27 protein-coding genes and 1 tRNA gene are annotated in these 23,125 nt (G+C 65.8%); 16 read left to right on the forward strand and 12 right to left on the reverse strand.

Annotated features, from left to right (window positions below):
• Window positions 1–57: 57 nt before the first annotated feature.
• Window positions 58–975 (reverse strand): polyphosphate kinase 2, encoded by a 918-nt coding sequence (gene ppk2 / locus ABIC94_RS06810; protein ID WP_436317953.1) that lies wholly within the window; start codon window positions 973–975, stop codon window positions 58–60.
• A gap of 156 nt (window positions 976–1,131) precedes the next feature.
• On the opposite strand from ppk2, the gene ABIC94_RS06815 reads away from it, so the two are divergent.
• The 7 genes from ABIC94_RS06815 (at window position 1,132) to ABIC94_RS06845 (ending at window position 7,478) form a co-directional block, all read left to right on the forward strand.
• Window positions 1,132–2,166 (forward strand): transporter, encoded by a 1,035-nt coding sequence (locus tag ABIC94_RS06815; protein WP_354372277.1) that lies wholly within the window; start codon window positions 1,132–1,134, stop codon window positions 2,164–2,166.
• Between the two features lie 97 nt (window positions 2,167–2,263).
• Window positions 2,264–3,121 carry a 3',5'-nucleoside bisphosphate phosphatase gene (locus tag ABIC94_RS06820; RefSeq protein ID WP_354372278.1) on the forward strand — a complete coding sequence of 286 codons (858 nt, stop codon included), beginning with the start codon at window positions 2,264–2,266 and terminating at the stop codon, window positions 3,119–3,121.
• Window positions 3,118–4,095, forward strand: coding sequence for a DMT family transporter (locus tag ABIC94_RS06825; protein WP_354372279.1), 978 nt, complete (start codon window positions 3,118–3,120; stop codon window positions 4,093–4,095). Before ABIC94_RS06820 ends, ABIC94_RS06825 begins: the two co-directional genes overlap by 4 nt.
• Before the next feature lie 13 nt (window positions 4,096–4,108).
• Window positions 4,109–4,744 (forward strand): L-threonylcarbamoyladenylate synthase, encoded by a 636-nt coding sequence (locus tag ABIC94_RS06830; RefSeq protein WP_354372280.1) that lies wholly within the window; start codon window positions 4,109–4,111, stop codon window positions 4,742–4,744.
• Window positions 4,745–4,787: 43 nt separating this feature from the next.
• A complete protein-coding gene (locus ABIC94_RS06835) occupies window positions 4,788–5,459 on the forward strand; it encodes a site-2 protease family protein (RefSeq protein ID WP_354372281.1) in 672 nt (223 codons plus the stop codon).
• 11 nt (window positions 5,460–5,470) lie between these two features.
• Window positions 5,471–6,802 (forward strand): tryptophan--tRNA ligase, encoded by a 1,332-nt coding sequence (locus tag ABIC94_RS06840; protein WP_354372282.1) that lies wholly within the window; start codon window positions 5,471–5,473, stop codon window positions 6,800–6,802.
• 73 nt (window positions 6,803–6,875) lie between these two features.
• Window positions 6,876–7,478, forward strand: coding sequence for a response regulator transcription factor (locus ABIC94_RS06845; RefSeq protein WP_354372283.1), 603 nt, complete (start codon window positions 6,876–6,878; stop codon window positions 7,476–7,478).
• 173 nt (window positions 7,479–7,651) lie between these two features.
• On the opposite strand, the gene shkS is transcribed toward ABIC94_RS06845, so the two are convergent.
• Entirely contained in the window at window positions 7,652–9,067 is a 1,416-nt protein-coding gene (gene shkS, locus ABIC94_RS06850; protein ID WP_354372284.1) for a surface-behavior sensor histidine kinase ShkS, read from the reverse strand.
• 217 nt (window positions 9,068–9,284) lie between these two features.
• Window positions 9,285–9,623: a hypothetical protein gene (locus tag ABIC94_RS06855; protein ID WP_354372285.1), complete on the reverse strand. Its 339-nt coding sequence runs from the start codon at window positions 9,621–9,623 to the stop codon at window positions 9,285–9,287.
• Window positions 9,624–9,725: 102 nt separating this feature from the next.
• Between ABIC94_RS06855 and ABIC94_RS06860 the strand changes: the two genes are divergently transcribed.
• Window positions 9,726–9,986: a helix-turn-helix domain-containing protein gene (locus tag ABIC94_RS06860; RefSeq protein WP_354372286.1), complete on the forward strand. Its 261-nt coding sequence runs from the start codon at window positions 9,726–9,728 to the stop codon at window positions 9,984–9,986.
• Between the two features lie 19 nt (window positions 9,987–10,005).
• On the opposite strand, the gene ABIC94_RS06865 is transcribed toward ABIC94_RS06860, so the two are convergent.
• From ABIC94_RS06865 to serS, 3 genes are all read right to left on the reverse strand, one after another.
• Window positions 10,006–10,539: a hypothetical protein gene (locus ABIC94_RS06865; protein ID WP_354372287.1), complete on the reverse strand. Its 534-nt coding sequence runs from the start codon at window positions 10,537–10,539 to the stop codon at window positions 10,006–10,008.
• Between the two features lie 66 nt (window positions 10,540–10,605).
• Window positions 10,606–10,695, reverse strand: a tRNA-Ser gene (locus tag ABIC94_RS06870).
• Window positions 10,696–10,754: 59 nt separating this feature from the next.
• On the reverse strand, window positions 10,755–12,086 hold the full coding sequence (gene serS / locus ABIC94_RS06875) for a serine--tRNA ligase (protein WP_354372288.1): 1,332 nt from the start codon (window positions 12,084–12,086) through the stop codon (window positions 10,755–10,757).
• Between the two features lie 62 nt (window positions 12,087–12,148).
• Between serS and ABIC94_RS06880 the strand changes: the two genes are divergently transcribed.
• Window positions 12,149–12,550, forward strand: coding sequence for a VOC family protein (locus tag ABIC94_RS06880; RefSeq protein ID WP_354372289.1), 402 nt, complete (start codon window positions 12,149–12,151; stop codon window positions 12,548–12,550).
• 31 nt (window positions 12,551–12,581) lie between these two features.
• Here ABIC94_RS06880 and ABIC94_RS06885 read toward each other — a convergent pair whose 3' ends face one another.
• The 3 genes from ABIC94_RS06885 to ABIC94_RS06895 are packed head-to-tail and all read right to left on the reverse strand — an operon-like array spanning window position 12,582 to window position 14,949.
• On the reverse strand, window positions 12,582–13,544 hold the full coding sequence (locus ABIC94_RS06885) for a threonine/serine dehydratase (RefSeq protein ID WP_354372290.1): 963 nt from the start codon (window positions 13,542–13,544) through the stop codon (window positions 12,582–12,584).
• Entirely contained in the window at window positions 13,541–14,509 is a 969-nt protein-coding gene (gene ispH / locus ABIC94_RS06890) for a 4-hydroxy-3-methylbut-2-enyl diphosphate reductase (RefSeq protein WP_354372291.1), read from the reverse strand. Before ispH ends, ABIC94_RS06885 begins: the two co-directional genes overlap by 4 nt.
• Window positions 14,506–14,949 carry an FKBP-type peptidyl-prolyl cis-trans isomerase gene (locus ABIC94_RS06895; RefSeq protein ID WP_157615257.1) on the reverse strand — a complete coding sequence of 148 codons (444 nt, stop codon included), beginning with the start codon at window positions 14,947–14,949 and terminating at the stop codon, window positions 14,506–14,508. Before ABIC94_RS06895 ends, ispH begins: the two co-directional genes overlap by 4 nt.
• A 108-nt stretch (window positions 14,950–15,057) precedes the next feature.
• Between ABIC94_RS06895 and radC the strand changes: the two genes are divergently transcribed.
• Both radC and ABIC94_RS06905 read left to right on the forward strand, forming a co-directional pair.
• Window positions 15,058–15,735, forward strand: coding sequence for a RadC family protein (gene radC / locus ABIC94_RS06900; RefSeq protein ID WP_354372292.1), 678 nt, complete (start codon window positions 15,058–15,060; stop codon window positions 15,733–15,735).
• Window positions 15,735–16,391: a Smr/MutS family protein gene (locus ABIC94_RS06905; RefSeq protein WP_354372293.1), complete on the forward strand. Its 657-nt coding sequence runs from the start codon at window positions 15,735–15,737 to the stop codon at window positions 16,389–16,391. Before radC ends, ABIC94_RS06905 begins: the two co-directional genes overlap by 1 nt.
• 24 nt (window positions 16,392–16,415) lie before the next feature.
• Here ABIC94_RS06905 and ABIC94_RS06910 read toward each other — a convergent pair whose 3' ends face one another.
• Together ABIC94_RS06910 and ABIC94_RS06915 are read right to left on the reverse strand one after the other, a co-directional pair.
• Window positions 16,416–17,639: an NAD(P)/FAD-dependent oxidoreductase gene (locus ABIC94_RS06910; RefSeq protein ID WP_354372294.1), complete on the reverse strand. Its 1,224-nt coding sequence runs from the start codon at window positions 17,637–17,639 to the stop codon at window positions 16,416–16,418.
• Window positions 17,640–17,676: 37 nt separating this feature from the next.
• Complete coding sequence (locus tag ABIC94_RS06915; RefSeq protein ID WP_354372295.1) at window positions 17,677–18,099, reverse strand: group II truncated hemoglobin; 423 nt, start codon at window positions 18,097–18,099, stop codon at window positions 17,677–17,679.
• A 174-nt stretch (window positions 18,100–18,273) separates the two neighbouring features.
• On the opposite strand from ABIC94_RS06915, the gene ABIC94_RS06920 reads away from it, so the two are divergent.
• Genes ABIC94_RS06920 through ABIC94_RS06940 form a run of 5 tightly spaced genes read left to right on the forward strand, consistent with a single transcriptional unit; the run spans window position 18,274 to window position 22,348 of the window.
• A complete protein-coding gene (locus tag ABIC94_RS06920) occupies window positions 18,274–19,101 on the forward strand; it encodes an ABC transporter substrate-binding protein (protein ID WP_354372296.1) in 828 nt (275 codons plus the stop codon).
• Window positions 19,102–19,158: 57 nt separating this feature from the next.
• Complete coding sequence (locus ABIC94_RS06925; protein ID WP_354372297.1) at window positions 19,159–19,854, forward strand: amino acid ABC transporter permease; 696 nt, start codon at window positions 19,159–19,161, stop codon at window positions 19,852–19,854.
• A gap of 10 nt (window positions 19,855–19,864) precedes the next feature.
• On the forward strand, window positions 19,865–20,587 hold the full coding sequence (locus ABIC94_RS06930; protein ID WP_354372298.1) for an amino acid ABC transporter permease: 723 nt from the start codon (window positions 19,865–19,867) through the stop codon (window positions 20,585–20,587).
• Window positions 20,584–21,327: an amino acid ABC transporter ATP-binding protein gene (locus ABIC94_RS06935; RefSeq protein WP_354372299.1), complete on the forward strand. Its 744-nt coding sequence runs from the start codon at window positions 20,584–20,586 to the stop codon at window positions 21,325–21,327. The genes ABIC94_RS06930 and ABIC94_RS06935 overlap by 4 nt, the downstream gene beginning before the upstream one ends.
• 16 nt (window positions 21,328–21,343) lie before the next feature.
• On the forward strand, window positions 21,344–22,348 hold the full coding sequence (locus ABIC94_RS06940; RefSeq protein WP_354372300.1) for an isopenicillin N synthase family dioxygenase: 1,005 nt from the start codon (window positions 21,344–21,346) through the stop codon (window positions 22,346–22,348).
• A 9-nt stretch (window positions 22,349–22,357) separates the two neighbouring features.
• On the opposite strand, the gene ABIC94_RS06945 is transcribed toward ABIC94_RS06940, so the two are convergent.
• The gene (locus ABIC94_RS06945; RefSeq protein ID WP_354372301.1) at window positions 22,358–23,047 is read right to left on the reverse strand and encodes an HAD family hydrolase; all 690 of its coding nucleotides are present in this window, start codon (window positions 23,045–23,047) and stop codon (window positions 22,358–22,360) included.
• Window positions 23,048–23,125: the final 78 nt, after the last annotated feature.

Raw genomic sequence — 23,125 nt, forward strand, 5'->3', positions numbered from 1 at the left:
GCAAAGCGCCGGCCGTCCAAACGGGGCGGTGAAGGCCGTGAAGCCCCGCTCGGTGCCTCAGTAAATTTCCGGCACGATCATGTTGGCCGGCACCGGTTGGCGCAGATAGTCCGCATGGCGCTCCCGCGCGGGCAACTGGACCGACGGATGCGCCACTTCCTGGTACGGCAACTGGCCCAGCAGATGGCTGATGCAATTGAGCCGCGCCTTCTTCTTGTCGACCGCCTGCACCACCCACCAGGGCGCCTCGGGGATGTGCGTGCGCTCCAGCATGATTTCTTTCGCCTTGGTGTATTCCTCCCAGCGGCGGCGGCTTTCGAGGTCCATGGGGCTCAGCTTCCATTGCTTGAGCGGATCGTGAATGCGGCCGAGAAAGCGCATGTGCTGCTCGTCGTCGGTAATGGAGAACCAGTACTTGATGAGCTTGATGCCCGAACGCACCAGCATCTTCTCGAACTCCGGCACGGTGCGAAAGAATTCTTCGTATTCGTCGTCGCTGCAAAAGCCCATCACGCGCTCGACGCCGGCGCGGTTGTACCAGCTGCGGTCGAACAGCACCATTTCGCCGGCGGCCGGCAGGTGCGCGGCGTAGCGCTGGAAGTACCACTGGGTGCGTTCGCGGTCGTTGGGCGCCGGCAGCGCGGCCACGCGGGCCACGCGCGGGTTGAGGCGCTGGGTAATGCGCTTGATGACACCGCCCTTGCCCGCCGCATCGCGGCCTTCGAAAAGAATGACCACCTTCTGCTTGCTGTGCTGCACCCAGTCCTGCAGCTTCACGAGCTCGCCCTGCAGGCGGAACAGCTCCTTGAAGTAGGCCTGGCGCGCGGCCTTGTCGGTGGCGCGCGTGGCAGGGTCAAGGTCGTCGATGTTGCGGTCTTCGATCTCCAGCTCGAGCTCCTCGTCATAGCTGTCGATCAAATCGCGGGCGATGCGTTGCATCAGGTCTTCGTGGTCTGGAAGTGCGCTCGTCAGCATCATGGCAAGAAAGAGATATCTGTGAGGTGGAACAAGGCATGCTGCACGCAGCGTATGACCGTTGCGTGACCGTTCGGCGTCGGCGGACACGAGGTTGTCATATAGGTCGAACACCATCCGGGGCACACCCTTTGGCTTTCCTGATCCACACGCACCTTGCCGGCACTCCATGACCTGGCCGCCAGTTCGTACGGCGGCGACGAAGCCGGGCTGATCTGCGGCTACCTGTTCGACACCGATGCGCAAGAGCCCGTGCGGGCCATCGATTCGGCGCAGGCTGCGGCCTGGCTGAACACCGGATCGCCTCCCTCGCCAGGCTCCGCATTCCTGTGGTTGCACTTCAACCTGAGCCACGCCCAGGCCGAGCGCTGGCTGCTGCGCCACGCGAAGCTCTCCGACACCTTCTACGAAACGCTGCACGAAGGCTTGCCCTCCACGCGCATCGAACGGGCCGACGACTCGCTGATCGCGGTCATCAACGACGTGCACTTCGAGTTCAGCTTCGAGCCCTCGGACATCTCCACGCTCTGGATCAGCGTGGGGCCGCGCCTGGTGGTCACGGCGCGCACCAAGCCGCTACGCTCTGTCGACGCGCTGCGAACGGCGGTCAAGGCCGGAGACGCGCCGCGCTCGAGCACCGAACTGCTCGAACACCTGCTGCGGGCGCAGGCCGACGTGCTGGTAAAAATCGTGCGCGGCGTCACCTCGCGCATCGACCGCATCGAAGACGAACTGCTCGCCGGCAGGCTCGACCACAAGCGCGCGCGGCTTGGCGTGCTGCGCCGGCTGCTGGTGCGGCTGCAGCGGCTGCTGGCGCCCGAACCCGCCGCCCTCTTCCGCCTGCTGCAAGGGCCGCCGACCTGGATGGCAGAGCCCGACGCGCAAGAACTGCGCGGCTCGACCGAAGAGTTTTCCGTTGTGCTGCGCGACATGCAGGCGCTGCAGGAGCGCATCAAGCTGCTGCAGGAAGAAATTGCCGCCAACGTGAACGAGGACAACAACCGCAGCCTGTTCGTGCTGACGGTGGTCACGGTGCTCGCGTTGCCGATCAACATCCTCGCGGGCCTGTTCGGAATGAACGTGGGCGGCATTCCGCTGGCCGAGCACAAGCACGGGTTCTGGATCGTCGTGGCCATCGTCGCGAGCTTTACCGCGGTGGCCGCATGGACGGCTTTCCGCAAGAAGCGCTAAGGCGCGTCGGCAGCCGCAGTAATGCTATTTATTTAATAGCAATCACAATAGCATCCATGCGCCCGCATCGGTGTTCCAGACCCAATAGAATGACTGTGTGTCCTCTATTCTCAACGCCGATCTGCACTGTCATTCCGTGGTTTCCGACGGCACGCTGACGCCCGAAGAACTGGCCGCGCGCGCCGCCGCCAACGGGGTCGAGCTCTGGGCCCTGACCGATCACGACGAAGTCGGCGGCCAGCACCGCGCGGCCGCCGCGGCGCGCGCGAACGGCATGCGCTATCTCACCGGCACCGAAATTTCGGTGACCTTCGCCAACGAAACCGTGCACATCGTCGGCCTGGGCTTCGACCCGGACGACGCCGCCATGACGCAGGGCCTCTACGACACGCGCGGCGGCCGCGGCAAGCGCGCGCAGGAAATGGCCGAGGGGCTGGCCAAGGTCGGCATCCACGGCGCCTACGAAGGCGCGCTCAAGTTCGTCGGCAACCCCGAGCTCATCTCGCGCACCCACTTTGCGCGCTTTCTGGTCGAGCAGGGCCACTGCCGCGACACGTCCGAGGTGTTCCGCAAGTACCTGACCGAAGGCAAGCCCGGCTACGTGCCGCACCGCTGGGCCTCGCTGAAAGACGCGGTGCACTGGATCACGGCCGCCAAGGGCATGGCCGTTATTGCGCACCCGGGGCGCTACAAGTTCACCGCGAACGAGGAATACGCGCTGTTCCTTGAGTTCAAGGCGCATGGCGGGCAGGCGATCGAGGTCGTCACCGGCAGCCATACGACAGCCGAATACGTCGAATACGCCGACAAGGCACTCGAGTTCGATTTCGCCGCCTCGCGCGGCAGCGATTTCCACAGCCCCGACGAAAGCCATTGCGATCTCGGCAAGCTGCCACCGTTGCCCGGCGCGCTCACGCCGGTGTGGGAACTGCTCAGCCACCGCATCCAGCAGTGAGCCAGAGCCCCGGGCCCGGCACCGACAGCGCGGCATCGGCCGCACTGGCGAACGCCCGCGCCGCGGCGCGGCAGACGCGCGACGTCGAGTCCGAACGCATCCTGGCGGGCATCGGCATGGTGCTGATGGCGGTGGCCTGCTTTGCCACGCTCGACACGGCCACCAAGACATCGACCGCCGCCGTGCCGATTCTCATGGGCGTGTGGTTCCGCTATGCCTTCCAGGCCGTGGCCACCACGGCGGTGCTGCTGCCGCGGCACGGCACGGCGCTGCTGCGCACGCAGCACCCGCGCTACCAGCTGCTGCGCGGCGCATTGCTGCTGGTGTCGAGCACACTCGCCTTTCTGAGCCTGCGCTACATGCCGCTGGCCGAGTTCACTTCCATCGTGCTGATTGCGCCGCTGGTCATCACGCTGCTGGCGGCCACCACGCTCAAGGAACATGTCTCGATGCTGCGCTGGGCGCTGGTGGCGGGCGGCTTCGCCGGTACGCTGGTCATCCTGCGGCCGGGCGGCGATGCACTCAGCTGGGCCGTGTTGCTGCCCATCGGGCTGGTGCTGACCAACGCATGGTTCCAGGTGCTCACGAGCAAGCTGGCGCAAACGGAAAACCCGCTCACCATGCATTTCTATACCGGCTGGGTGGGTGCGTTGATCGCCTCGCTGGCGCTGCCGTTCGTGTGGACCGCCCTGCCCTCGTGGCACTGGTGGGCGTTGCTGTGCCTCATGGGTTTCATGGGCACGGTGGGACACTTCATTCTTATCCTCGCCTACCAGCGCGCGCCGGCCTCCACGCTGACGCCGTATCTTTATGCCCAGATCGCCTTTGCCATGCTGGGCGGCTGGCTTGTTTTTTCCCACGTGCCCGACCGTGTGTCTCTCATCGGCATTTCGATGATCGCCGTATGCGGCGCGGCCGGCGCCTGGCTTACGGTGCGCGAGCGCCGCGTGCCGATAGAGCCGGCGGAATCGTAATCAGGAGTCTTTCATGGCCCAGTACTTCGAAGTTCACCCCGACAACCCCCAGCAACGCCTGCTGAAACAGGCCGCAACGCTGCTGCAGCGCGGCGAGATCGTGGCTGTGCCCACCGACTCGAGCTACGCGCTGGCCTGCCACCTCGACGACAAGGACGCGGTCGACCAGCTGCGCCGCATCCGCCAGGTCGACGACAAGCACCATCTCACGCTGATCTGCCGCGACCTGAGCGAGCTGGCCAACTACGCGCGCGTCGACAACAAGCAATACCGCCTGCTGAAGGCGGCCACGCCGGGGCCCTACACCTTCCTGCTCGAAGCCACCAAGGAAGTGCCGCGGCGCGTGAGCCACCCGCAGCGCAAGACCATCGGCCTGCGCGTGCCCGACCACAAGGTGCTGCTGGAGCTGCTGGCGCTGCATGGCGCGCCGCTGCTGGCCACCACGCTGATCGCACCCGGTGAAACCGAAGCGCTGAACGATGCGCAGACCATCCGCGAGCGCTTCGAGAAGCAGATCGGCGCCGTCATCGACGCGGGCGCCTGCCCTTCGCAGCCCACCACCGTGGTCGACCTCACGCCCATGGGCACGGGCGACGAACCGGTCGTGGTGCGGCAAGGCCGCGGCGCGCTGGCGGTGCTTGGCCTCTGACGAGCGGCACCGAAGCTTTTACTCCGTCTGACACAATCGCCCAGTGGATATTTCCAACCTGATACAGACCGTACTTATTTACGCACTGCCCGTGGTCTTCGCGATCACGGTGCACGAGGCGGCGCACGGCTATGTGGCGCGCCATTTCGGTGACGACACGGCAACCGTCATGGGCCGCGTCACGCTCAATCCGATGAAGCACATCGACCCCATCGGCACCATCCTGATGCCGCTGATGCTGTACTTCGCAACCTCTGGTGCGTTCCTGTTCGGTTACGCCAAGCCGGTGCCGGTGAATTTCGGGCGCCTGCGCCATCCGAAGCGCGACATGATCTGGGTGGCGCTGGCCGGCCCGGCATCGAATTTTGTACAAGCCATTCTTTGGGCTTTGGTGCTGGTCGGGCTGATCGCGGCAGGCATCAATGAAACCTTTTTCATCAAAATGGCGCAAGGCGGCGTGCTGGTCAACCTCGTGATGTGGGCCTTCAACCTGTTTCCGCTGCCTCCGCTCGACGGCGGCCGCGTGCTCGCAGGCCTGCTCCCCAATGGCCCGGCGCAGAATTTTCTGGCGCGCATCGAGCCCTTCGGCTTCTTCATCGTGATGGGCCTGGTGATCGCGGGCATCGTCAGCACCTTCTGGCTGCGCCCGCTGATGGACGTCGGCTACACGGTCATCAACCTGCTTATTTCCCCGCTCACGGCTTTGCTGCGTTAAGTTCCTTTCCCATGGCTCCGTCTTCTTCAGCTCCCCTGCGCGTTCTGACCGGCATCACGCCGTCCGGCACGCCGCACCTCGGCAATTACGTCGGCTCGATCCGCCATTCGGTGCGGCAGAGCGTTGCGCCGGGCGTGGAGAGCTTCTTCTTCCTGGCCGACTACCACGCGCTCATCAAGGTGCAGGAGCCGGCGCTCATACAGCGCTCCACGCTCGAAATTGCCGCCAGCTGGCTGGCTTGCGGGCTCGACCCCGAACGCGTGACTTTCTATCGCCAGTCGGACATCCCCGAGATCACCGAGCTGACCTGGTTTCTCACCTGCGTGACCGGCAAGGGCGTGCTCAACCGCGCCCACGCCTACAAGGCGCAGCTCGACAAGAACGTCGCCAAGGGCGAAGACCCGGACGCCGATGTGTCGGCCGGCCTCTTCATGTACCCGGTGCTGATGGGCGCCGACATCCTGATGTTCAACGCGCACAAAGTGCCCGTGGGACGCGACCAGGTGCAGCACATCGAAATGGCGCGCGACATGGCGCAGCGCTTCAACCACCAGTACGGCGAGCACTTCACGCTGCCCGACGCCGAAATCGACGATGCCGTCGCCACCTTGCCCGGCCTGGACGGCCGCAAGATGAGCAAGAGCTACGGCAACACCATTGCGCTGTTCGCACCGCGCGGGCAGCTGCAAAAGCAGATTGCCAGCATCGTGACCGACTCGCGCGCGCCCGGCGAGCCGAAGGACACCGAAGGCTCGGCCCTGTTCCAGATCTACCAGGCCTTTGCCGCCGCCGACGAAACCGAAGCGCTGCGCAAGGCGTACGCCGAAGGCATCAGCTGGGCCGACGCCAAGCAAATGCTGTTCGAGCGTATCGACCACGAGATGGCGCCGATGCGCGCGCGCTACGAAGAGCTGATGAACGACCCGGCCGAGATCGAGCGCATTCTGCTCATCGGTGCCGAAAAAGCCCGCAAGCTCTCGCGCCCCTTCATGACCGAGCTGCGCCATGCGGTGGGGCTGCGCAACCTTGCGGCAGGCCGCGACAAGGGCGGTGCACGCAAGGCGGCCAAGGTCGCCAAGCCCAGCTTCAAGCAGTATCGCGAGCGCGACGGGCTGTTCTATTTCAAACTGCTCGATGCGAACGGCGCGGCCCTGCTGCAAAGCCGTGGCTTCGCATCGCCGCAGGAAGCCGGGCGTGCCATCGCCGCCTTGCAGCAACAGCGCGGCGCGGCACTGGCCGCGCTCGCCGACCAGCTCGAGCCGGTCGGCACGGAAGAATTGAGCGCCGCGAATGCGGCGCTGGAAGCACTGGCGGAGGCAACGACCGCAACCAGCGGAAGTTGATCCGTCATATGTCCATCGGCTCACCCGCCGGGGGACAGACGAGAGTAGACGGGCGATCACAAAGGAAGAAAACATGAGCATTTATGTCATCGACGACCATCCCCTGATGCGCGACGCGATCGTGATGGTGTTGCGGCGCCTGCGGCCGGCCGAAAATATCGTCGAGCTCGAGCGGCTGGACAAGCTCGCGAGCTCGGTTCAGCAGCGCGGCGAGCCAACCCTTTTCTGCCTGGACCTGAAGCTGCCCGACACCAACGGCGTTTCGGGTGTGGTCGCAGTCAAGCAGGTCTATCCCAACGTGCCGATCGCCGTTTACTCGGCGGCACCGGCTGCGGACATGGAAGACGCGTGCATCGAAGCAGGTGCCGACACCTACATCGAGAAGTCGGCCAGTTCGGCCGAACTGGCCGCCGTGCTGCGCGGCCTGCTGATGGCCGGCTCTGAAGAGGCGGACGAGCCCGCGCTGGCCAACAACAGCAAGCTGTCGAAGCGCCAGACGCAGTTGATCGCCATGCTCGACAAGGGCATGAGCAACCGCGACATCGCGACCGACCTGGAGATCAGCGAGCACACGGTGAAGGTGCACCTGTGGCGCCTGTTCCGCCGCCTGGGCGTGAAGAGCCGCACGCAGGCGCTGCATTACGCGCGGACCAACGGGTTGCTTTCAGGAAATTAAGCCCGAGACTGGGGCTCGCCCCCAGTCTGCGCGCACTTCGTGTCGCTACGCCAACCCCCTACCGGGGGCAACACCAGAGGCCCGGCAAAGCCGGTTCCTCGGTGTTTCTGGAAGGGAGACTGGCGCGAATTGTTGGCTGCTGAAAACCGCGCTGGGCGCGGTTTTTTTATGGGTCAGCCGCCGGAGGCGCTGACGCGGGCTTGGGCCACGGCTTCGTCGGCGTCGTGCAGCGCGACGCGAAACACGCTGCCGCTGCCCAGCCGGGAGCGCACGCTCACGGGATGGCCGAGCACGTGCGAGAGCCGGGCGACAATGGCCAGGCCCAGGCCGAAGCCGTCGGATGTGCCGGCGTGATCGGCCACTTTGTAGAACTCCAGGAACACGTCGCGCAGGTGTTCGGGCGCAATGCCGATGCCGGTGTCCCACACCTCGATGCGCAAGCCGTCGCGCGTCTGCCGCGAGGCGAGCAGCACGCCACCGTCGGTGGTGTACTTGATGGCGTTCGCAAGCAGGTTGCCGATCATGCGGCGCACGCGGATGGGGTCGGTCAGGAAGCTGCCTTCGGTCACGTGCACGCGGAAATCGAGGCCCCGGCTTTCGGCGACGGGACGGTATTGCAGCTCCAGGTCGTGCAGCAGCTCGGCCAGGTCCACGCGCTCGATGTGCAGGCGCACCTGGCCCGAATCGATGCGTGCCAGGTCGAACATCGAATCGAACAGCGCATTCACGGCGTGCGTGGCGCGAACGATCTTGGGCGCAAGCTCCAGCACCAGTTCAGGCTCGTTGCGCAGCCAGTCGGCGTAGAGCGATAACGCCAGCACTGGCTGGCGCATGTCGTGCGCGGCGCTCGCGAGAAAGCGGTTCTTCATGGCCACGGCCGCCACCGCAGCCTGCCGCTGCTGCGTGAGCGACTTGATCAGGATGTGGTTGTGGAACAGCAGCTCCAGGCTGTTGCGCGCCGTCTCGTGAATATGGCGCCCCGCGCGCAGCAGCAAAAACCAATGCAGGATGGGCAGTATCGGCATCAGGAAGCCGTACTGGAAATGCGGCTCCACGATGTTGATGCTCACGAGCCGGATCAGAACCGCCCCGAGCATGGTGATGAACAGCGTGTTGACGTAGCGCTTGAGCAGCGGCGGGTGCAGCGCCAGGCCGTTGAGCGGGAACGTGCCCACACCGGCCACGATGAGCCAGCTCATGAACTGGTTGACCTGCGGCGTGCGCTCGAAGAACAGCAGGATCGACAAGCCCCACACGATCGCGCTGGTGCTCCATACGAAGCCGTAGCGCTCGGTGAACTGCAGCTGCGCCGCCGCGCTCCTGCCGGCATAGCGCACCGCATAAACCCTGGCGCCCCAGGCCCGGCAGGCTGTGGCAATGAAGCCGGCGGCGAGCCACGTGAGCAGCTCCCAGTGAGGCACGTAGCTCCAGTTCAGGCCGACCATCAACGGCATGAGCGCCGCCGAGACGATGTAGGAGCCGCGCGCGGAGCGCATCAGGCTGCGGATCAGCTCGCCGCGCACCCACGATTCGGCCTCGTCAGCCGAGGCCGGAACCGGTGTCACGCTTGTGATCGACGCATTGGCCATGTGGCGCTCCGCCCCTTTTTCATTCGACTCAGGAAAATCTCTCGGCATGTCAGGCATGAAGAGGTGGCGATCTTAACGGGCCGATGCCGCCGTCTCGGGGAAGAACGAGGCGCGGCGTGCCAGGGGGCGCAACGAGGCGCGAGGCGACGAAAACGAAAGTGTCCGCTTTTGCCGACGACTGCCCGATTCGGCAGTCGCATCTGGCGTAGACGCTGCCTCAATACTCGTCGGGAAACAGCAAGCGAGTGCTGGCCCGGTTGCCGCTGCAGGCTACCTCCGTGACCACCCAGATCACGACGTGATCCACCACATGGACTCCCATCAGCCGCGCGCCCGATCGGAGCGCCCAATCATTGGCTTTCGCGTCTTCGTGGTCCACGCTGCCCCAATCGCCCTGCTGGTGACGAGACAGCAGCGCCGCCGGGCAGATCGCGTGCTTCGAGAGGAATGCCAGGACAGCTGGGGTAATCAGCACGGAGCCGAGGTCGAACAGCGGCGCGGCAGCCTCAAGGACTTCGATGCCTTGAGAGGGCGCAGGTACGCGGTCGATAGGCATCAAGGCTCCAGCGGTAGAGATGGCGAAGAAGTTGAAAGAGGAACGGCAACACGTACTATAGTCGCTGGCGTACTATAGTGCGCGCCGGGAAACTGCAGGCCAATGCCTCAGCCCGCAATTGATCCGATCGAGCAAGCCTTGCGGCGGATGTTCGCAAGCGCCATCAGCAAGTGCCGCAGAGACCTCGACCTCAGCCAGGAGGCCCTTGCCGAACTGACCGACATGAGTACGAGCTACATCAGCCTCCTGGAACGCGGGCAACGCAATCTGACGATATTGGCCGCCTCCAGAATTGCCAACGCCTACGGCATGAAGCTGTCCGACTTTGTGGCTCTGGCGGAGACCTACGACGAAGGCGAATGAGACCTTCGCGCTGTAGCCATCAGCACCTCGCCCTGAACTGCTGATCCCTGGCGTCCTTTCGCCGTTCGGCGATCCAGGACTGGGATGCGCCACTTTGCGGCTGTCGCGCCAGCCGGTCGTAGTACTCGACCTGCTGGTTCCAGTGCGCGCAGCGTGAAGAATCGCCAGCAGTCACGCCGGCCGTGGCTGCGCCGCGTTGCTCCATCGCCTGTCGTTGCACCGCATAGCCTTGCTGGGTTTGCTGGTCGGCAATCTGGACCCGCTGCTCCCACGAAAGCCCGCCCGGAACAGCTTCTATCCGCTCCACCAACGCACCTTGCTCCCTGCAGTGGCTCGGCGACCAGAAACGCCCGCCGCTGTTGGTCACGCAGAGAAACACCTGGGCCGCACCAGCCGAATCGAGATTGCGCACCGGCGGCGACACATCCACGACCCGGCCTTTTTCGCACGGATCGCTGCCGTACTGGTTGCCGCAGCGGTAGACCTGCTGGGCCTGAGCTTGGGCGATCGAGCCAAGAGCCATAACCAGCAAGGAGAGGAAAGCGATGCGCATGCCGGATGGTAGCCGCGCGTTCCGATGGGGAACAGGCAAAAAAATAGCCCCATGCGGGGCCATTCTTGGAGGAGAGGGAGGGATTCGAACCCTCGGTACTATCGCTAGTACGCCTGATTTCGAGTCAGGTACATTCGACCACTCTGCCACCTCTCCGGTGCTGTCGAGCCTGCGATTATAGCAGGCTAAAAACGGGCTTTTGAAGCCCGTTTTTGTCAGCCGCGCAAAACTTCGAGCCCGCCGATGTACGGCCGCAACGCCGCAGGCACGTTGATCGAGCCGTCTTCGTTCTGGTGGTTTTCCAGCACCGCGACCAGCGTGCGGCCCACGGCCAGCCCCGAGCCGTTGAGCGTGTGGACGAGTTCGTTCTTGCCCTGCGCGTTCTTGAATCGTGCCTGCAGGCGGCGCGCCTGGAAGGCTTCGCAGTTCGAAACCGAGCTGATCTCGCGGTAGGTGTTCTGCGCCGGCAGCCACACCTCGAGGTCGTAGGTCTTGGTGGCGCCAAAGCCCATGTCGCCGGTGCACAGCAGCACCAGGCGGTACGGCAGCTCCAGCGCCTGCAGCACGGCTTCGGCATGGCCGGTCATCTGCTCGAGCGCGTCGTAGCTCTTTTCGGGGTGGACGATTTGCACCATCTCGACCTTGTCGAACTGGTGCTGGCGGATCATGCCGCGCGTGTCGCGCCCCGCGCTGCCGGCTTCGGAGCGGAAGCACGGCGTGTGGGCGGTGAGCTTGATCGGCAGTTGCGACTCGGCCACTACTTCGTCGCGCACGAAGTTGGTCAGCGGCACTTCGCTGGTGGGAATGAGATAGAGCGCCGAATGGTCGGGCGCGGGCTCGCCGTCCTGGCCGCCCTTCTTGGCGGCGAACAGGTCACCCTCGAACTTGGGCAGCTGGCCGGTGCCGCTCAGGGTGGCGGCGTTGACGATGTAGGGCACGTAGCACTCGGCGTAGCCGTGCTTCTCGGTCTGGGTGTCGAGCATGAACTGCGCAAGCGCGCGGTGCAGCCGGGCAATCGGCCCCTTCATGACGGTGAAGCGCGAGCCCGAGAGCTTGGCGCCCATTTCGAAGTCGAGCCCGAGCGGCGCGCCCAGGTCGACATGGTCCTTTGCGGCAAAGGCCAGCGGCGTTGCGTTGGCGCCGGCACCGCCTTGCGGGCTCCAGCGGCGCATTTCGACATTGCCGGCCTCGTCCTCGCCGACCGGCACGCTGGCGTGCGGCAGGTTGGGCACAGCCAGCAGCAACGCGTGCAGCTCGGGCTGGATTTCTTCCAACCGCTTGGATTGGGATTCCTGCTCGGCCTTGAGCGCATTGACCTCGGCCATCAACGCATCGACCGATTCGCCCTTGGCCTTGAGCGGACCGATCTGCTTGTTCAGCGTGTTGCGGCGGGCCTGGATTTCCTCGGTGCGGGTCTGCAGCGTCTTGCGCTCGGCCTCGAGCGCGGTGAACGCCGATACATCGAGGTAGGGCTGGTTCTTCTTGCGTTTTTCGAGGCCGGCCACAGCGGAGGCCAGGTCTTTGCGGAGCAGGGTGATGTCAAGCATGGGGAGATTTTAGGGGGGCGTAGCATCTCTCTCTCCCCACAACTCAGCCAAGGGAAAAAGCGATGCAAGCCTATCTGACATTCAACGGCAACGCCGCCGAGGCGCTGGCCTTCTACGCCAAGGCGCTGGGCGGCAAGGTCATCTTCAGCATGACCTTCGGCGAAAGCCCGATGGGCGCCGAAACGCCCGATGCCTACAAGGGCAAGATCATGCACGCCACCCTGGAAGCCCGCGGCCACCAGCTGATGGCCTCCGACATGCCGCCGGGCATGGCGTTCGAAGGCTACAAGGGTTTTTCGCTCTCGGTGCAGGGCAACACCGTGGACGAAGGGAAAAAGCTCTTCGACGCGCTGGCCGAGGGCGGCAAAGTGACGATGCCTTACGGCCCACAGTTCTGGGCCGTCGGCTTCGGCATGCTGACCGACAAATTCGGCGTCTCTTGGATGGTGAACTGCGAGAAATAAGCCGAGGCTGCGATAAGCCGAGGCTGCGCGGTCAGGCGACCGTAGCCGGATCGACGTTCGCACCGCAGACGATCAGGCACACCTTCTCGCCTTCGCGCGGCACATAGGCACCGGTCTGCAGCGCCGCCAGCGGCAGCGCGGCTGCAGGCTCCACGGCGAGCTTCAGTTCCTTCCACAGCCACTGCTGAGCGGCACGAATGGACTCGTCGGACAGCAGCAGTGCATCCTGCACGTACTTCTGGGTAATTTCCCAGGAAATGGCGCCGATGCGGCGTGCGCCGAGCGAATCGGCGGCAATGCCGCCCACGTCGACGTCGGCCGGCTCGCCGGCCTGGCGGGCACGGAGCAGCGTGGGCGCTTTTTCGGGCTCCAGCGCCACCACGCGGGCGCGCTTTTCGAACCAGCCGGCGAGGCCGCCGATCAGGCCGCCGCCGCCCACGCTCACGAGCACGGAATCGGGCAGGCCGCCCTGCGCTTCGATTTCGACCCCCAGCGTGCCCGCGCCGGCCACGACTTCGGGCTGGTCGTAGGCATGGGTCAGCAAGGCGCCGCTTTCCTTCTGGCGCGTGAGGCAGGCCGCAAGGGCATCGGGATAGAGCTCGCCGACCACGACCACCTCGGCACCGAGCGCTCGCAGCCGGGCGCGCTTGGCTTCGGGCGAGACGCCGGGCAGGAACACCTGGCAACGCACGCCCAGCGCCTTGGCCGCCGCCGCGGTGGCAATGCCCGCATTGCCACCCGAAGCCACGACCACGCCGCTTTCGGGAATGTTATTGGCCAACAGGCGGTTCATCATGCCCCGCGCCTTGAAGCTGCCGCTTACCTGCATGTGCTCGAGCTTGAGCCACACCTCCACGCCCGGCACCTCGATGCCGAAAGCGGAAGCCGGCAGCTTCCAGAGCGGGGTTTCGCGCAGGAAATGAGCGGCACCCTCGCGCAGCCTGCGGGAGGCGCTCTCGGTTTCAAGGCGCCAATTCGTCGTGTCGTTGTTCAAGAGATGTGTCCCGGAGGAGGAATGTCGTCGAGCTTGAGGCCTTTGGGGAGCGGAAACTTGATGGTTTCCTCGATGCCGTCCATCTTGCGGACCGACACCGCGCCGAGCGCCCGCACGCGTTCGATCACCTCGCGCACCAGCACTTCGGGCGCCGAGGCACCGGCCGTGAGGCCTACCCGGGTCTTGCCTTCGAACCACTCCGGCTTGAGCTCTTCGGCCGAATCGACCATGTAGCTTTCGGTGCCCAGGCGCTGTGCCAGTTCGCGCAGCCGGTTGCTGTTGGAGCTGGTGGGGCTGCCGACCACGATCACCAGGTCGACCTGGGGGCTCAATATCTTTACCGCGTCCTGGCGGTTCTGGGTGGCGTAGCAGATGTCCTGCTGCTTGGGCTCGCGCACCATCGGAAAACGCGCGCGCACGGCGGCCGCGATTTCGGCGGCGTCGTCCACGCTGAGCGTGGTCTGCGTGACGACGGCGAGCTTTTCTGTCTGCGCGGGCGACACCTTCGCCACACCGTCCACGTCTTCCACCAGGTGGATGCCGCTCGAGAGCTGGCCCATGGTGCCTTCGACCTCGGGGTGCCCCTTGTGGCCGATCATGATGAACTCGTAGCCTTCCTTGGCGAGCTTGGCGACTTCGACGTGCACCTTGGTCACCAGCGGGCAGGTGGCATCGAAAACGTCGAAGCCGCGGTCGCGCGCCTCTTGCTGCACCGCCTTGCTCACGCCGTGGGCGCTGAACACCAGCGTGGCGCCGGGCGGCACGTCGGCCAGGTCTTCGATGAAGATCGCGCCCTTGGCCTTGAGTTCGTTCACCACGTAGGTGTTGTGCACGATCTCGTGGCGCACGTAGATGGGCGCGCCGAATTTGGCCAGCGCGCGCTCGACGATTTCGATGGCACGGTCCACGCCCGCGCAAAAGCCGCGCGGCTCGGCAAGAACGACTTCTTCGAGGCCCTTGTTCATAGAACTCCGATCAGCCGCACCTCGAAGGTCACGGGCTGCCCGGCCAACGGGTGGTTGAAGTCGAAGCGCACCGCGGTCTCGTTCGATTCGACCACCGCGCCCGCGTAGCTGCCCGTGCCGTCGGGCGTGGGGAACTGCACCACGTCGCCGACTGCATATTGCTCGTCGGGGTCGCCCATCTGGGCCAGCAGCTTCCTGGCCACCCATTGCTGCATTTCGGGGTTGCGCTCGCCAAAAGCCTCGCCGGCGGGCAGCTCGAAGGTGGCGTGCGTGCCCTCTTCCAGGCCCATGAGCCGCTGTTCCATGGCGGGCGAAAGCTCGCCGGTGCCCAGCGACAGCGTGGCGGGCTTGTCAGCGAAAGTGTTGATGATGTCGCCCGCCGGACCGGCCAGCCGGTAATGCAGGGTAAGGAACGAGCCGGAAGTCACAACGTGGGACATGGGTGCAGCGGAGGTAGGCAAAGACAAGGTGGGTGTCCCGATAAACTGGACTGCATTTTAAGGAGCCGGGGCTTCCACCCGCTCTTTCAAGGTTTCACCAGGTTTTCGATGGCATTCAAGGATCTCCCCGCCCACGCCCGCCCGCGCGAAAAACTCATCGCGCGAGGCGCCGCCGCGCTGGCCGACGCCGAACTGCTGGCGTTGCTGCTGCGCACGGGCGTGGCGGGAAAAAACGTGCTCCAGCTGGCCCAGGAGCTGCTCGACCACTTCGGCGGTCTTTCAGGCCTGCTGCAAACCGGTGCCGAAGACCTGAAGGTCATCAAGGGCATGGGCGGCGACGCCAAGCGCGCCGAACTCATCGCCGTGCTCGAGCTGGCACGCCGCGCCATGGCCGAGCGCCTGAAGGAGCGCACGGTGTTCGACTCGCCGGGGGCGGTCAAGGAGTACCTGCAGATGCACATCGGCTCACGTCCGTACGAGGTGTTCGCGGTATTGTTTCTCGATGCCCAGCACCGGTTGATCGTGCTTGAAGAACTGTTTCGCGGCACGCTCTCCCAGACCAGCGTCTACCCGCGCGAGGTGGTCACGCGTGCGCTGCACCACCACGCCGCGGCCGTGGTGCTTTCGCACAACCACCCCAGCGGCAGCATTGAGCCCTCGCGCGCCGACGAATCCCTGACGCAAACGCTCAGGGCTGCGCTCTCGCTGATCGACGTGCGCGTGCTCGACCATGTGATCGTCAGCGCCGGCCAGAGCTTTTCGATGGCCGAGAAAGGGCTGCTCTGATGGCCTCTCGCACGCCGCCCATCAAGAACCTGGCAGACCTGAAGCAGGTGCAGCGCACACTGGCCGAAACCCGCGAGCGCGAAGCGGCTGCCGCAGCCGCCAAGGCCGCGGCCGAACGCAAGCGCGCGGCCGAGAAAGACCTGTTCACGCGCGCCATCGGCGCCACGGAGCCGCTTCGCCGCAAGGCCGTGGTGCCTCTCGCACCCGAGCCGCCGGCGCCCATTCCGGTGCAGCACCAGCTCGACGAACAGCGCGTGCTGCGCGAATCGCTCTCCGACGAGTTCGACGTGACGACCCTGCTCGATGTCGACGACGCCATGAGCTTTCGCCGCCCGGGCATCGGCACCGACGTGACCGCGCGGCTGCGCAAGGGCGACTGGAGCATCCAGGCGCAGGTCGACCTGCACGGCCTGCGCAGCGACGAGGCCCGCGAGGCGCTCGGCGGCTTCATTCGCAGCGCCTACAAGCAAGGTCTGCGCTGTGTGCGCGTGGTGCACGGCAAGGGGCTGGGCTCACCCGGCAAGCAGCCGGTGCTCAAGACCAAAGCACAGCGCTGGCTCATTCAGAAGAACGAGGTGCTGGCCTTCGTGCAAGCCAAGCCGGCCGAGGGCGGCGCGGGCGCCCTCGTGGTGCTGCTGGCTCCAGCGCGACGCTGAACGCCGCGCTACGACGCGCTTCTGCTATGCCAAGTGGTTCTTGAGCGGAATGGCCGCATCCGCCACCGCCGCCGCATCCGGGCTGCGCCCTGCTTCGAGCAGCTTGCGGCTCATCATGTGGTCAACCGGCGCGTTGACCGATTCGACGCACACCAGCTCTCCATCGACATAGTGGAACAGCGAGAACGCCTCGGGCTTCGGGCCGGGCCGACGCACGCTGGCCAGCCCCAGCGTGCCTTCGGCCGGCATCAGCCCGACCATCTGCAGCCGCATGCCGCCCTGGTCGGACCAGAACCATGGCATGGCATCGTGCGGGCGCGCAGCACCGGTCAGCGTGGCCACGGCCGTGCGCGCCTGGTCGTTCGCGTTCTGAACCGATTCGAGCCGCAATGAGCGGCCCGCGCGCCGGTCGGGGAAGCGCGTGCAGTCGCCCACCGCGAGCACGTCGGCCGCGCTGGTCTGCATGTGGCCATCGACCACGATGCCGTCCGCGCACTCGATGCCCGCGGCCTGCGCCAATGCGGTCTCGGGCACGGCGCCGATGCCGAGCAGCAGCAGATCCACCGATTGCTTCACGCCGTCGACCTGGATCGACAGCAGCCGGTCGCCTTCGACCTCGAACGCGCCGGTGCGCGCGCCGAGCACAACGTCGATGCCCGCTGCACGATGCGTTGCGAGCACATGGGCCGACAGCTCGGGCGACACGGCACGGCCCAGCAGGCGCGGCGCGCTTTCGATCACCTGCACGCTCTTGCCGAGCGCCTTGGCCGTGGCCGCCACTTCGAGCCCGATGAAGCCGCCGCCCAGCACCGTGACCTGCTGCGCATCGGCGAGCCGCGAACGCAGGCGATGCGCTTCATCGGCGGCGCGCAGGCTCGCGACGTTTTCCAGCCCCGGCTTCAGGTCGGGCATCTGGCGTGCGCGCGTGCCGGTAGCCAGCACCAGCCGCTCCCACGGCAATATCGCCCCCGAGCGCAGCGTGACGGTGTGCGCCTCGCGGTCGATGGCCACGGCCGCGTCGCCCAAGTGCAGCGTGATGCCCGCTTCGCGGTACCAGCCGGCGGCCTTGTGCGGCTGCGTGGTTTCCTCGGCGCTCTTGAGAAAGGCCTTGGACAGCGGCGGCCGGTGGTAGGGCTCGCAAGCCTCCTCGCAGACCAGGTGCACGCGCGCGCCCTGCCCCGCCTCTGCCAATCCGGCGCAAAGCTGGGCCGCGGCGTGGCCGCCGCCGATGATGACGATGGAATTCATGGGAGAAAAATCTTTCGGAGTCGTTGTCTGTTTTGTTTTACTGCTCGCCGCGATTGCGCATCCAGTCCGCGGTCTGGAAAAACGAATCGCGCAAGCGTGCGCGCAATCCCTCGGGCACCCCGGTCTCGCCCATCGCCTGGTCCATGCAGGCCAGCCATTGGTCGCGCTCCTTGATACCGATGCTGTGCCCGCCGATGCTCTGCGGCAGATGGCGCGCGCGCAGCATCGGGTGGCCGAAGCGGTCGGTGTAGTGCTGCGGCCCGCCGAGCCAGCCGCACAAAAACCAGAAGAGACGCTGGCGCGCATTGTCGAGGCTGGCGCCGTGCACCGCGCGCAGCTGCGCATAGGCGGGTTCGAGCTCCATCAGGTCGTAGAAGCGGTCGACCAGCGCCTGTACCTTGGGTTCGCCGCCGATCCATTCGAAGGGGGTGTCGACGGGAGGCTTTTCGTGAATCTGCATGGCGGGAGTATCCCTCCAGCAGCCTCCCCGGCCCGCACGCCGACTGAATTCTCGCGATTCCAGTACCGGCATCAGGACCATTCGGGTGCCCATATGTATATGTCGATTGAGGATTTAATAATCCACGGTTTTATTGATATGGTCCCGTCCTTGTTTTCCAAGAAGGAGAAGAACATGCGCTTGAACCTCATTGCCGCGGCCCTCGCCGCCTCCGCCCTGCTGACGGGCATCGCCGCCCACGCAGACCAGCTCGCCGACATCAAGAAAAAGGGCGAACTCGTGGTCGGCGTGCTCGGCACCGACGAGCCCGCGACCTTCATCGACCCGAAGACCCGCCAGATCGTCGGCTACGAGGTCGACCTGGTGAACGCGATTGCCAAGAAGATCGGCGTTAAGCCGGTGCTCAAGCAGATCGCGGTGGCCGCGCGCATTCCCGAGCTGCAGCAGGGCCACGTCGACCTGGTGGCCGCGGGCCTCACGCACAACAAGGAGCGCGAGGCGCAGATCGATTTTTCTCTCACCACCTTCGTCACCGGCCAGAAGGCCATCGTGAAGAAGGACAGCGGCATTACCGACGTGCCGCAACTCGCCGGCAAGAAGGTGCTGACCATTCGCGGCGGCACGCAGGAGCCGAACATCCGCAAGGCCGTGCCTACCGCCGAGGTGGTGACCTTCGACACGAGCCAGCAGGCCTTCCAGGCGCTGCAGCAGGGCAAGGGCGTGGGCTATGTGGACGACGAGGCCGCGCTGCTGCGCAGCTACGCCAAGCTCGGCCCGCAGAAGGCCAAGTACGTGGTGCTCAAGCAGAACCTGAGCACCGAGGCGCTGGCCATCGGCATCAAGAAGGGCGAGAGCGGACTGAAGGCGGTGGTGGACGACACGCTGCGCGAGCTCGAGAAGTCGGGCGAAGCGCAGAAGATCTTCGTCAAGTGGTACGGGCCGAACACGGCTTCGGGCTTCCAGACGCGCGACTTCAAGCTCGAGAGCGACAAGATCGACTGATCTCGGGTCGAGAGGGAGGGAGCGGAACCCGCCGCGGCGGTGATACTGTCGCCCCCCATGCCCCTGTTCGACTATTCGCTGCTGCTGACCGGCAAGTACCACGACATGCTGGTCGCGGGCCTGCTGCTCTCGCTGCAGTTGCTGGCGGCCTCGCTGCTGCTTGCCCTGCCCATCGCACTGGTGGTGGCGCTGCTGCGCCTTTCGCCCCTCGCGCCGCTGCGCTGGCTCGGCTTTGCGTACGTGGAATCGATCCGCAACATTCCGCTGCTCGCGCACATGCTGTTCTGGTACTTCGGTGCGCCCGAGCTTCTGCCCGAGGGCATCAAGCAATGGCTGTATGCGGGGCACATCGAGGCCTACAGCGCCATCATCGCGCTTGCGCTCTACACGGCCGCCTTCATGGCGGAAGACATCCGCAGCGGGATCCGCGCGATTCCCACGGTGCAGTTCGAAGCCGGCCGTGCGCTGGGCTTCGGCTTCATGGGCACCATGCGCCGCGTGGTGCTGCCGCAGGCGCTGCGGGTGACGGTGCCGCCGCTCATTTCGCAGACGCTGAGCCTCTGGAAGAACACGTCGATCGCCACGGTGATCGGCGTGGCCGAGCTGATGTACCAGGCCGGTCAGGTCGAGAGCGCGACGTTTCGCAGCTTCGAGTCGTTCGCGTTCGCGAGTGCGGCGTACCTGACCGTGTCGCTGGCCATCACCGGGCTGGCCACCTGGTACCACCACCGCTTTCCGGTGCGAACCATCTGAGGCCCACCAGATGCTCGAAATCATCAACGACTACTGGGTCTACTTTCTCATCGGGCAGTACCCGAACGGCCCGCTAGGCGGGCTGGTGCTCACGCTGCTGCTGGCCTCCTGCGGGCTGGTGCTCGCGCTGCCGCTGGGCATCATGCTTGGCCTCGCACGCGTAAGCCCGTGGCGCTGGTTGCGCTGGCCGGTGACGGGCTTCGTCTTCGTCGTGCGCGGGCTGCCATTGCTGATGGTGATCTTCTGGGCCTACTTCTTCCTGCCCAGCGTGACGGGCGTGAAGACCGACCAGTTCACCACCATGCTGATCGCGCTCGTGATCTTCGACGCCGCCTACCTCGCCGAGATCGTGCGCGCCGGCATCCAGGGCCTGCCGCGCGGCCAGATGGAAACCGCCCGCGCGCTGGGCCTGGACTATGGCCGCGCGATGCGTCTCGTGGTGCTGCCGCAGGCACTGCGCAGCATGCTGCCTTCGCTGGTGAACCAGTTCGTCTCGACCATCAAGGAGACCTCGCTGGGCTACATCATCGGGCTGGCCGAGGTGTCGTTCATCGCGACGCAGATCAACACGCAGGTGTTCACCAAGCCGGCCCAGATCTACCTGATCCTGGGCGGGACCTACTTCATTCTGTGCTTCGGCCTGTCGCGCTTCGCCTACTGGCTCGAACGCCGGCTCGCGCGGCGCGGCATGTCCATCGCCGACCCCGCCTCGGCTCCCAAGGTGTCCGCATGATCGAACTCCAGAACGTCAACAAGTGGTACGGCAGCTACCAGGCCCTGGTCGACATCAACGAAACCATTCACAAGGGCGAAGTGGTCGTGGTGTGCGGCCCCTCGGGCTCGGGCAAATCGACGCTGATCCGCACCTTCAACCGGCTGGAGCCGATCCAGTCGGGCCGCATCCTTTTCGAAGGCCAGGACATCCATGCACCGGGCACCGACGTGAACGCGTTCCGCTCGCGCATCGGTTTCGTGTTCCAGCAGTTCAACCTGTTTCCGCACCTCACGGTGCTGCAGAACTGCACGATGGCGCCGATGCAGCTGCGCGGCCTCTCGCGCAAGGAAGCCGAGGAGCGCGCGATGGCACTGCTGCAGCGCGTGGGCCTCGCGAACAAGGCCAACGCGTGGCCCAGCGAACTCTCGGGCGGCCAGCAGCAGCGCGTGGCCATTGCGCGCGCGCTCGCCATGCAGCCACCCCTGATGCTGTTCGACGAGCCCACCAGCGCACTCGACCCCGAGATGGTGGGCGAGGTGCTGCTGGTGATGCGCGACCTCACGCGCGACGGCATGACCATGGTCTGCGTCACGCACGAGATGGGCTTTGCCCGCGAGGTGGCCGACCGCGTGATCTTCATGGACGAGGGCAAGGTGCTCGAACGCGCGACGCCCGACGACTTCTTCAACCGGCCGCAGCACCCCCGCGCGCAGCAGTTTCTTTCGGACATCCGTTCGCCCTTCGCGCGCGGCGCGTGACATGCTCTCTTCGACCATGACCGACACACAGACGCTCCCCGTGATCGATGTCGCCCCGCTCGTGGCCGGCACGCCCGAACGCGACGGCGTAGCCATGCAGATCGGCGCCGCCTGCCGCGCGCACGGCTTCTTCTATGTCACGGGCCACGGCGTCGATGCGGCGCTGGTGCAGCGGCTCGAAGTGCTGAGCCACCGCTTTTTCGAATTGCCCGAGGAAACCAAGATGCAATGGCGCATGGCCCTCGGCGGACGCGCCTGGCGCGGCTTCTTCCCGCTGGGCGGCGAGCTGACCTCGGGCCGGCCCGACTGGAAGGAAGGCCTCTACCTGGGCACCGAGCTGCCCGCCACGCACCCGCTGGTGCTGGCGAAGACGCCGGTGCACGGGCCGAACCTGTTCCCCGACGTGCCGGGCTTCCGCGAAACCATCCTCGACTACATGGCGGCCGTGACGCAGCTGGGCCACCGGCTGATGGAAGGCATCGCGCTGAGCCTCGGTCTGCCGGCCACGTATTTCGCCGAGCGTTACACCGCTGATCCGCTGATCCTGTTCCGCCTCTTCAACTACCCCTCGCAGCCCGTGCCCGAAGGGCTGGACGTGCAATGGGGCGTGGGCGAGCACACCGACTACGGCCTGCTCACCATCCTGCACCAGGACAACGTGGGCGGCCTCGCCGTGCATACGCCCGGCGGCTGGATCGATGCGCCGCCGATTTCCGGATCGTTCGTCTGCAATATCGGCGACATGCTCGACCGCATGACCGGCGGGCTCTACAAATCGACCTCCCACCGCGTGAAGCGCAACACCTCGGGCCGCGACCGGCTTTCGTTCCCGCTGTTCTTCGATCCGAACTTCGAAGCCCGCGTGCAGCGCATCGAGGGCCTGGCCGGTGCCGAGGCGCGCGACGACAGCGCCGAGCGCTGGGACCGCGCCAATGTGCACGCCTTCAGCGGCCGCTATGGCGACTACCTGCTCGCCAAGGTGTCGAAGGTGTTTCCGCAGCTGCGCGACGAAGTGCTCTGAGCCGGCAGGTCAGGCGCGCTTCTGCTCGGGGGCGGGAAACCACAGCGGCAGGTGCGCCATGGCGTCGTGCAGCGAATCGAGCACATGAAACGCCTGTCCGATGATCGACTCCGGCGGGTGCTTGAGGTCCGGCACGATGACGACCCTGAGGCCAGCCGCCAGCGCCGCCTTCGCGCCGTTCTCGCTGTCTTCGAAGGCCACGCATTGCGCAGGGTCCACACCCAGGCGCTCGGCCGCAAGCAGGTACAGCGCCGGGTCTGGTTTGGCGCGTGCTACCTCGTCGCCGCCCGCGAAAGCCTCGAAATGATGGAGCACGTCAAGGCTACCCAGGCAAGCCGCGATCTGGCCGCGCGTGGACGACGAGGCAACCGCACAGCGTGTGCCGAGTCCGCGCAAGGCGGTGAGCAACTCGGCCGCGCCGGGCTTGATGGGGAAGAGCGGCCGGGCGTCGCCGTCGGCGCGCTGCAGCTGCAGCGCGGCGGTCACTTGCGTCGCCGCGTGCTGGTAGGCGGCCGTGCCGCCGAGCAGCGTCGCAAGGATCTGCCTCGACTCGCCCATGGCCAGCCCCACGCATTGCAGGTACTGGGTGTGCGAAAGCTCGATGTCGAGCGTGCGGGCGGCTTCGATCCAGGCGGCCATGATGGGCCGCTCCGAATCGATGAGCAGCCCGTCCATGTCGAAGATGGCGGCGGTGAACATGAAGCGAATCCTAAGCCAGCGGGCGCCTCGGCGCCTGAAACACAAAAGGGGCCGACCGGCCCCTTTTTCGAACACCCG

Origin of the sequence: Variovorax paradoxus, from assembly GCF_040544635.1 — a bacterium.
Lineage (GTDB): Bacteria > Pseudomonadota > Gammaproteobacteria > Burkholderiales > Burkholderiaceae_C > Variovorax > Variovorax paradoxus_R.

Coding starts and splice junctions, on each gene's coding strand:
- ppk2 (WP_436317953.1), bottom strand. CDS start 975: ATGCTGACGAGCGCACTTCCAGACCACGAAGACCTGATGCAACGCATC.
- ABIC94_RS06830 (WP_354372280.1), top strand. CDS start 4,109: ATGGCCCAGTACTTCGAAGTTCACCCCGACAACCCCCAGCAACGCCTG.
- ABIC94_RS06840 (WP_354372282.1), top strand. CDS start 5,471: ATGGCTCCGTCTTCTTCAGCTCCCCTGCGCGTTCTGACCGGCATCACG.
- ABIC94_RS06845 (WP_354372283.1), top strand. CDS start 6,876: ATGAGCATTTATGTCATCGACGACCATCCCCTGATGCGCGACGCGATC.
- shkS (WP_354372284.1), bottom strand. CDS start 9,067: ATGGCCAATGCGTCGATCACAAGCGTGACACCGGTTCCGGCCTCGGCT.
- ABIC94_RS06855 (WP_354372285.1), bottom strand. CDS start 9,623: ATGCCTATCGACCGCGTACCTGCGCCCTCTCAAGGCATCGAAGTCCTT.
- ABIC94_RS06860 (WP_354372286.1), top strand. CDS start 9,726: ATGCCTCAGCCCGCAATTGATCCGATCGAGCAAGCCTTGCGGCGGATG.
- ABIC94_RS06865 (WP_354372287.1), bottom strand. CDS start 10,539: ATGCGCATCGCTTTCCTCTCCTTGCTGGTTATGGCTCTTGGCTCGATC.
- serS (WP_354372288.1), bottom strand. CDS start 12,086: ATGCTTGACATCACCCTGCTCCGCAAAGACCTGGCCTCCGCTGTGGCC.
- ABIC94_RS06880 (WP_354372289.1), top strand. CDS start 12,149: ATGCAAGCCTATCTGACATTCAACGGCAACGCCGCCGAGGCGCTGGCC.
- ispH (WP_354372291.1), bottom strand. CDS start 14,509: ATGAACAAGGGCCTCGAAGAAGTCGTTCTTGCCGAGCCGCGCGGCTTT.
- ABIC94_RS06895 (WP_157615257.1), bottom strand. CDS start 14,949: ATGTCCCACGTTGTGACTTCCGGCTCGTTCCTTACCCTGCATTACCGG.
- radC (WP_354372292.1), top strand. CDS start 15,058: ATGGCATTCAAGGATCTCCCCGCCCACGCCCGCCCGCGCGAAAAACTC.
- ABIC94_RS06905 (WP_354372293.1), top strand. CDS start 15,735: ATGGCCTCTCGCACGCCGCCCATCAAGAACCTGGCAGACCTGAAGCAG.
- ABIC94_RS06910 (WP_354372294.1), bottom strand. CDS start 17,639: ATGAATTCCATCGTCATCATCGGCGGCGGCCACGCCGCGGCCCAGCTT.
- ABIC94_RS06915 (WP_354372295.1), bottom strand. CDS start 18,099: ATGCAGATTCACGAAAAGCCTCCCGTCGACACCCCCTTCGAATGGATC.
- ABIC94_RS06920 (WP_354372296.1), top strand. CDS start 18,274: ATGCGCTTGAACCTCATTGCCGCGGCCCTCGCCGCCTCCGCCCTGCTG.
- ABIC94_RS06925 (WP_354372297.1), top strand. CDS start 19,159: ATGCCCCTGTTCGACTATTCGCTGCTGCTGACCGGCAAGTACCACGAC.
- ABIC94_RS06930 (WP_354372298.1), top strand. CDS start 19,865: ATGCTCGAAATCATCAACGACTACTGGGTCTACTTTCTCATCGGGCAG.
- ABIC94_RS06935 (WP_354372299.1), top strand. CDS start 20,584: ATGATCGAACTCCAGAACGTCAACAAGTGGTACGGCAGCTACCAGGCC.
- ABIC94_RS06940 (WP_354372300.1), top strand. CDS start 21,344: ATGACCGACACACAGACGCTCCCCGTGATCGATGTCGCCCCGCTCGTG.
- ABIC94_RS06945 (WP_354372301.1), bottom strand. CDS start 23,047: ATGTTCACCGCCGCCATCTTCGACATGGACGGGCTGCTCATCGATTCG.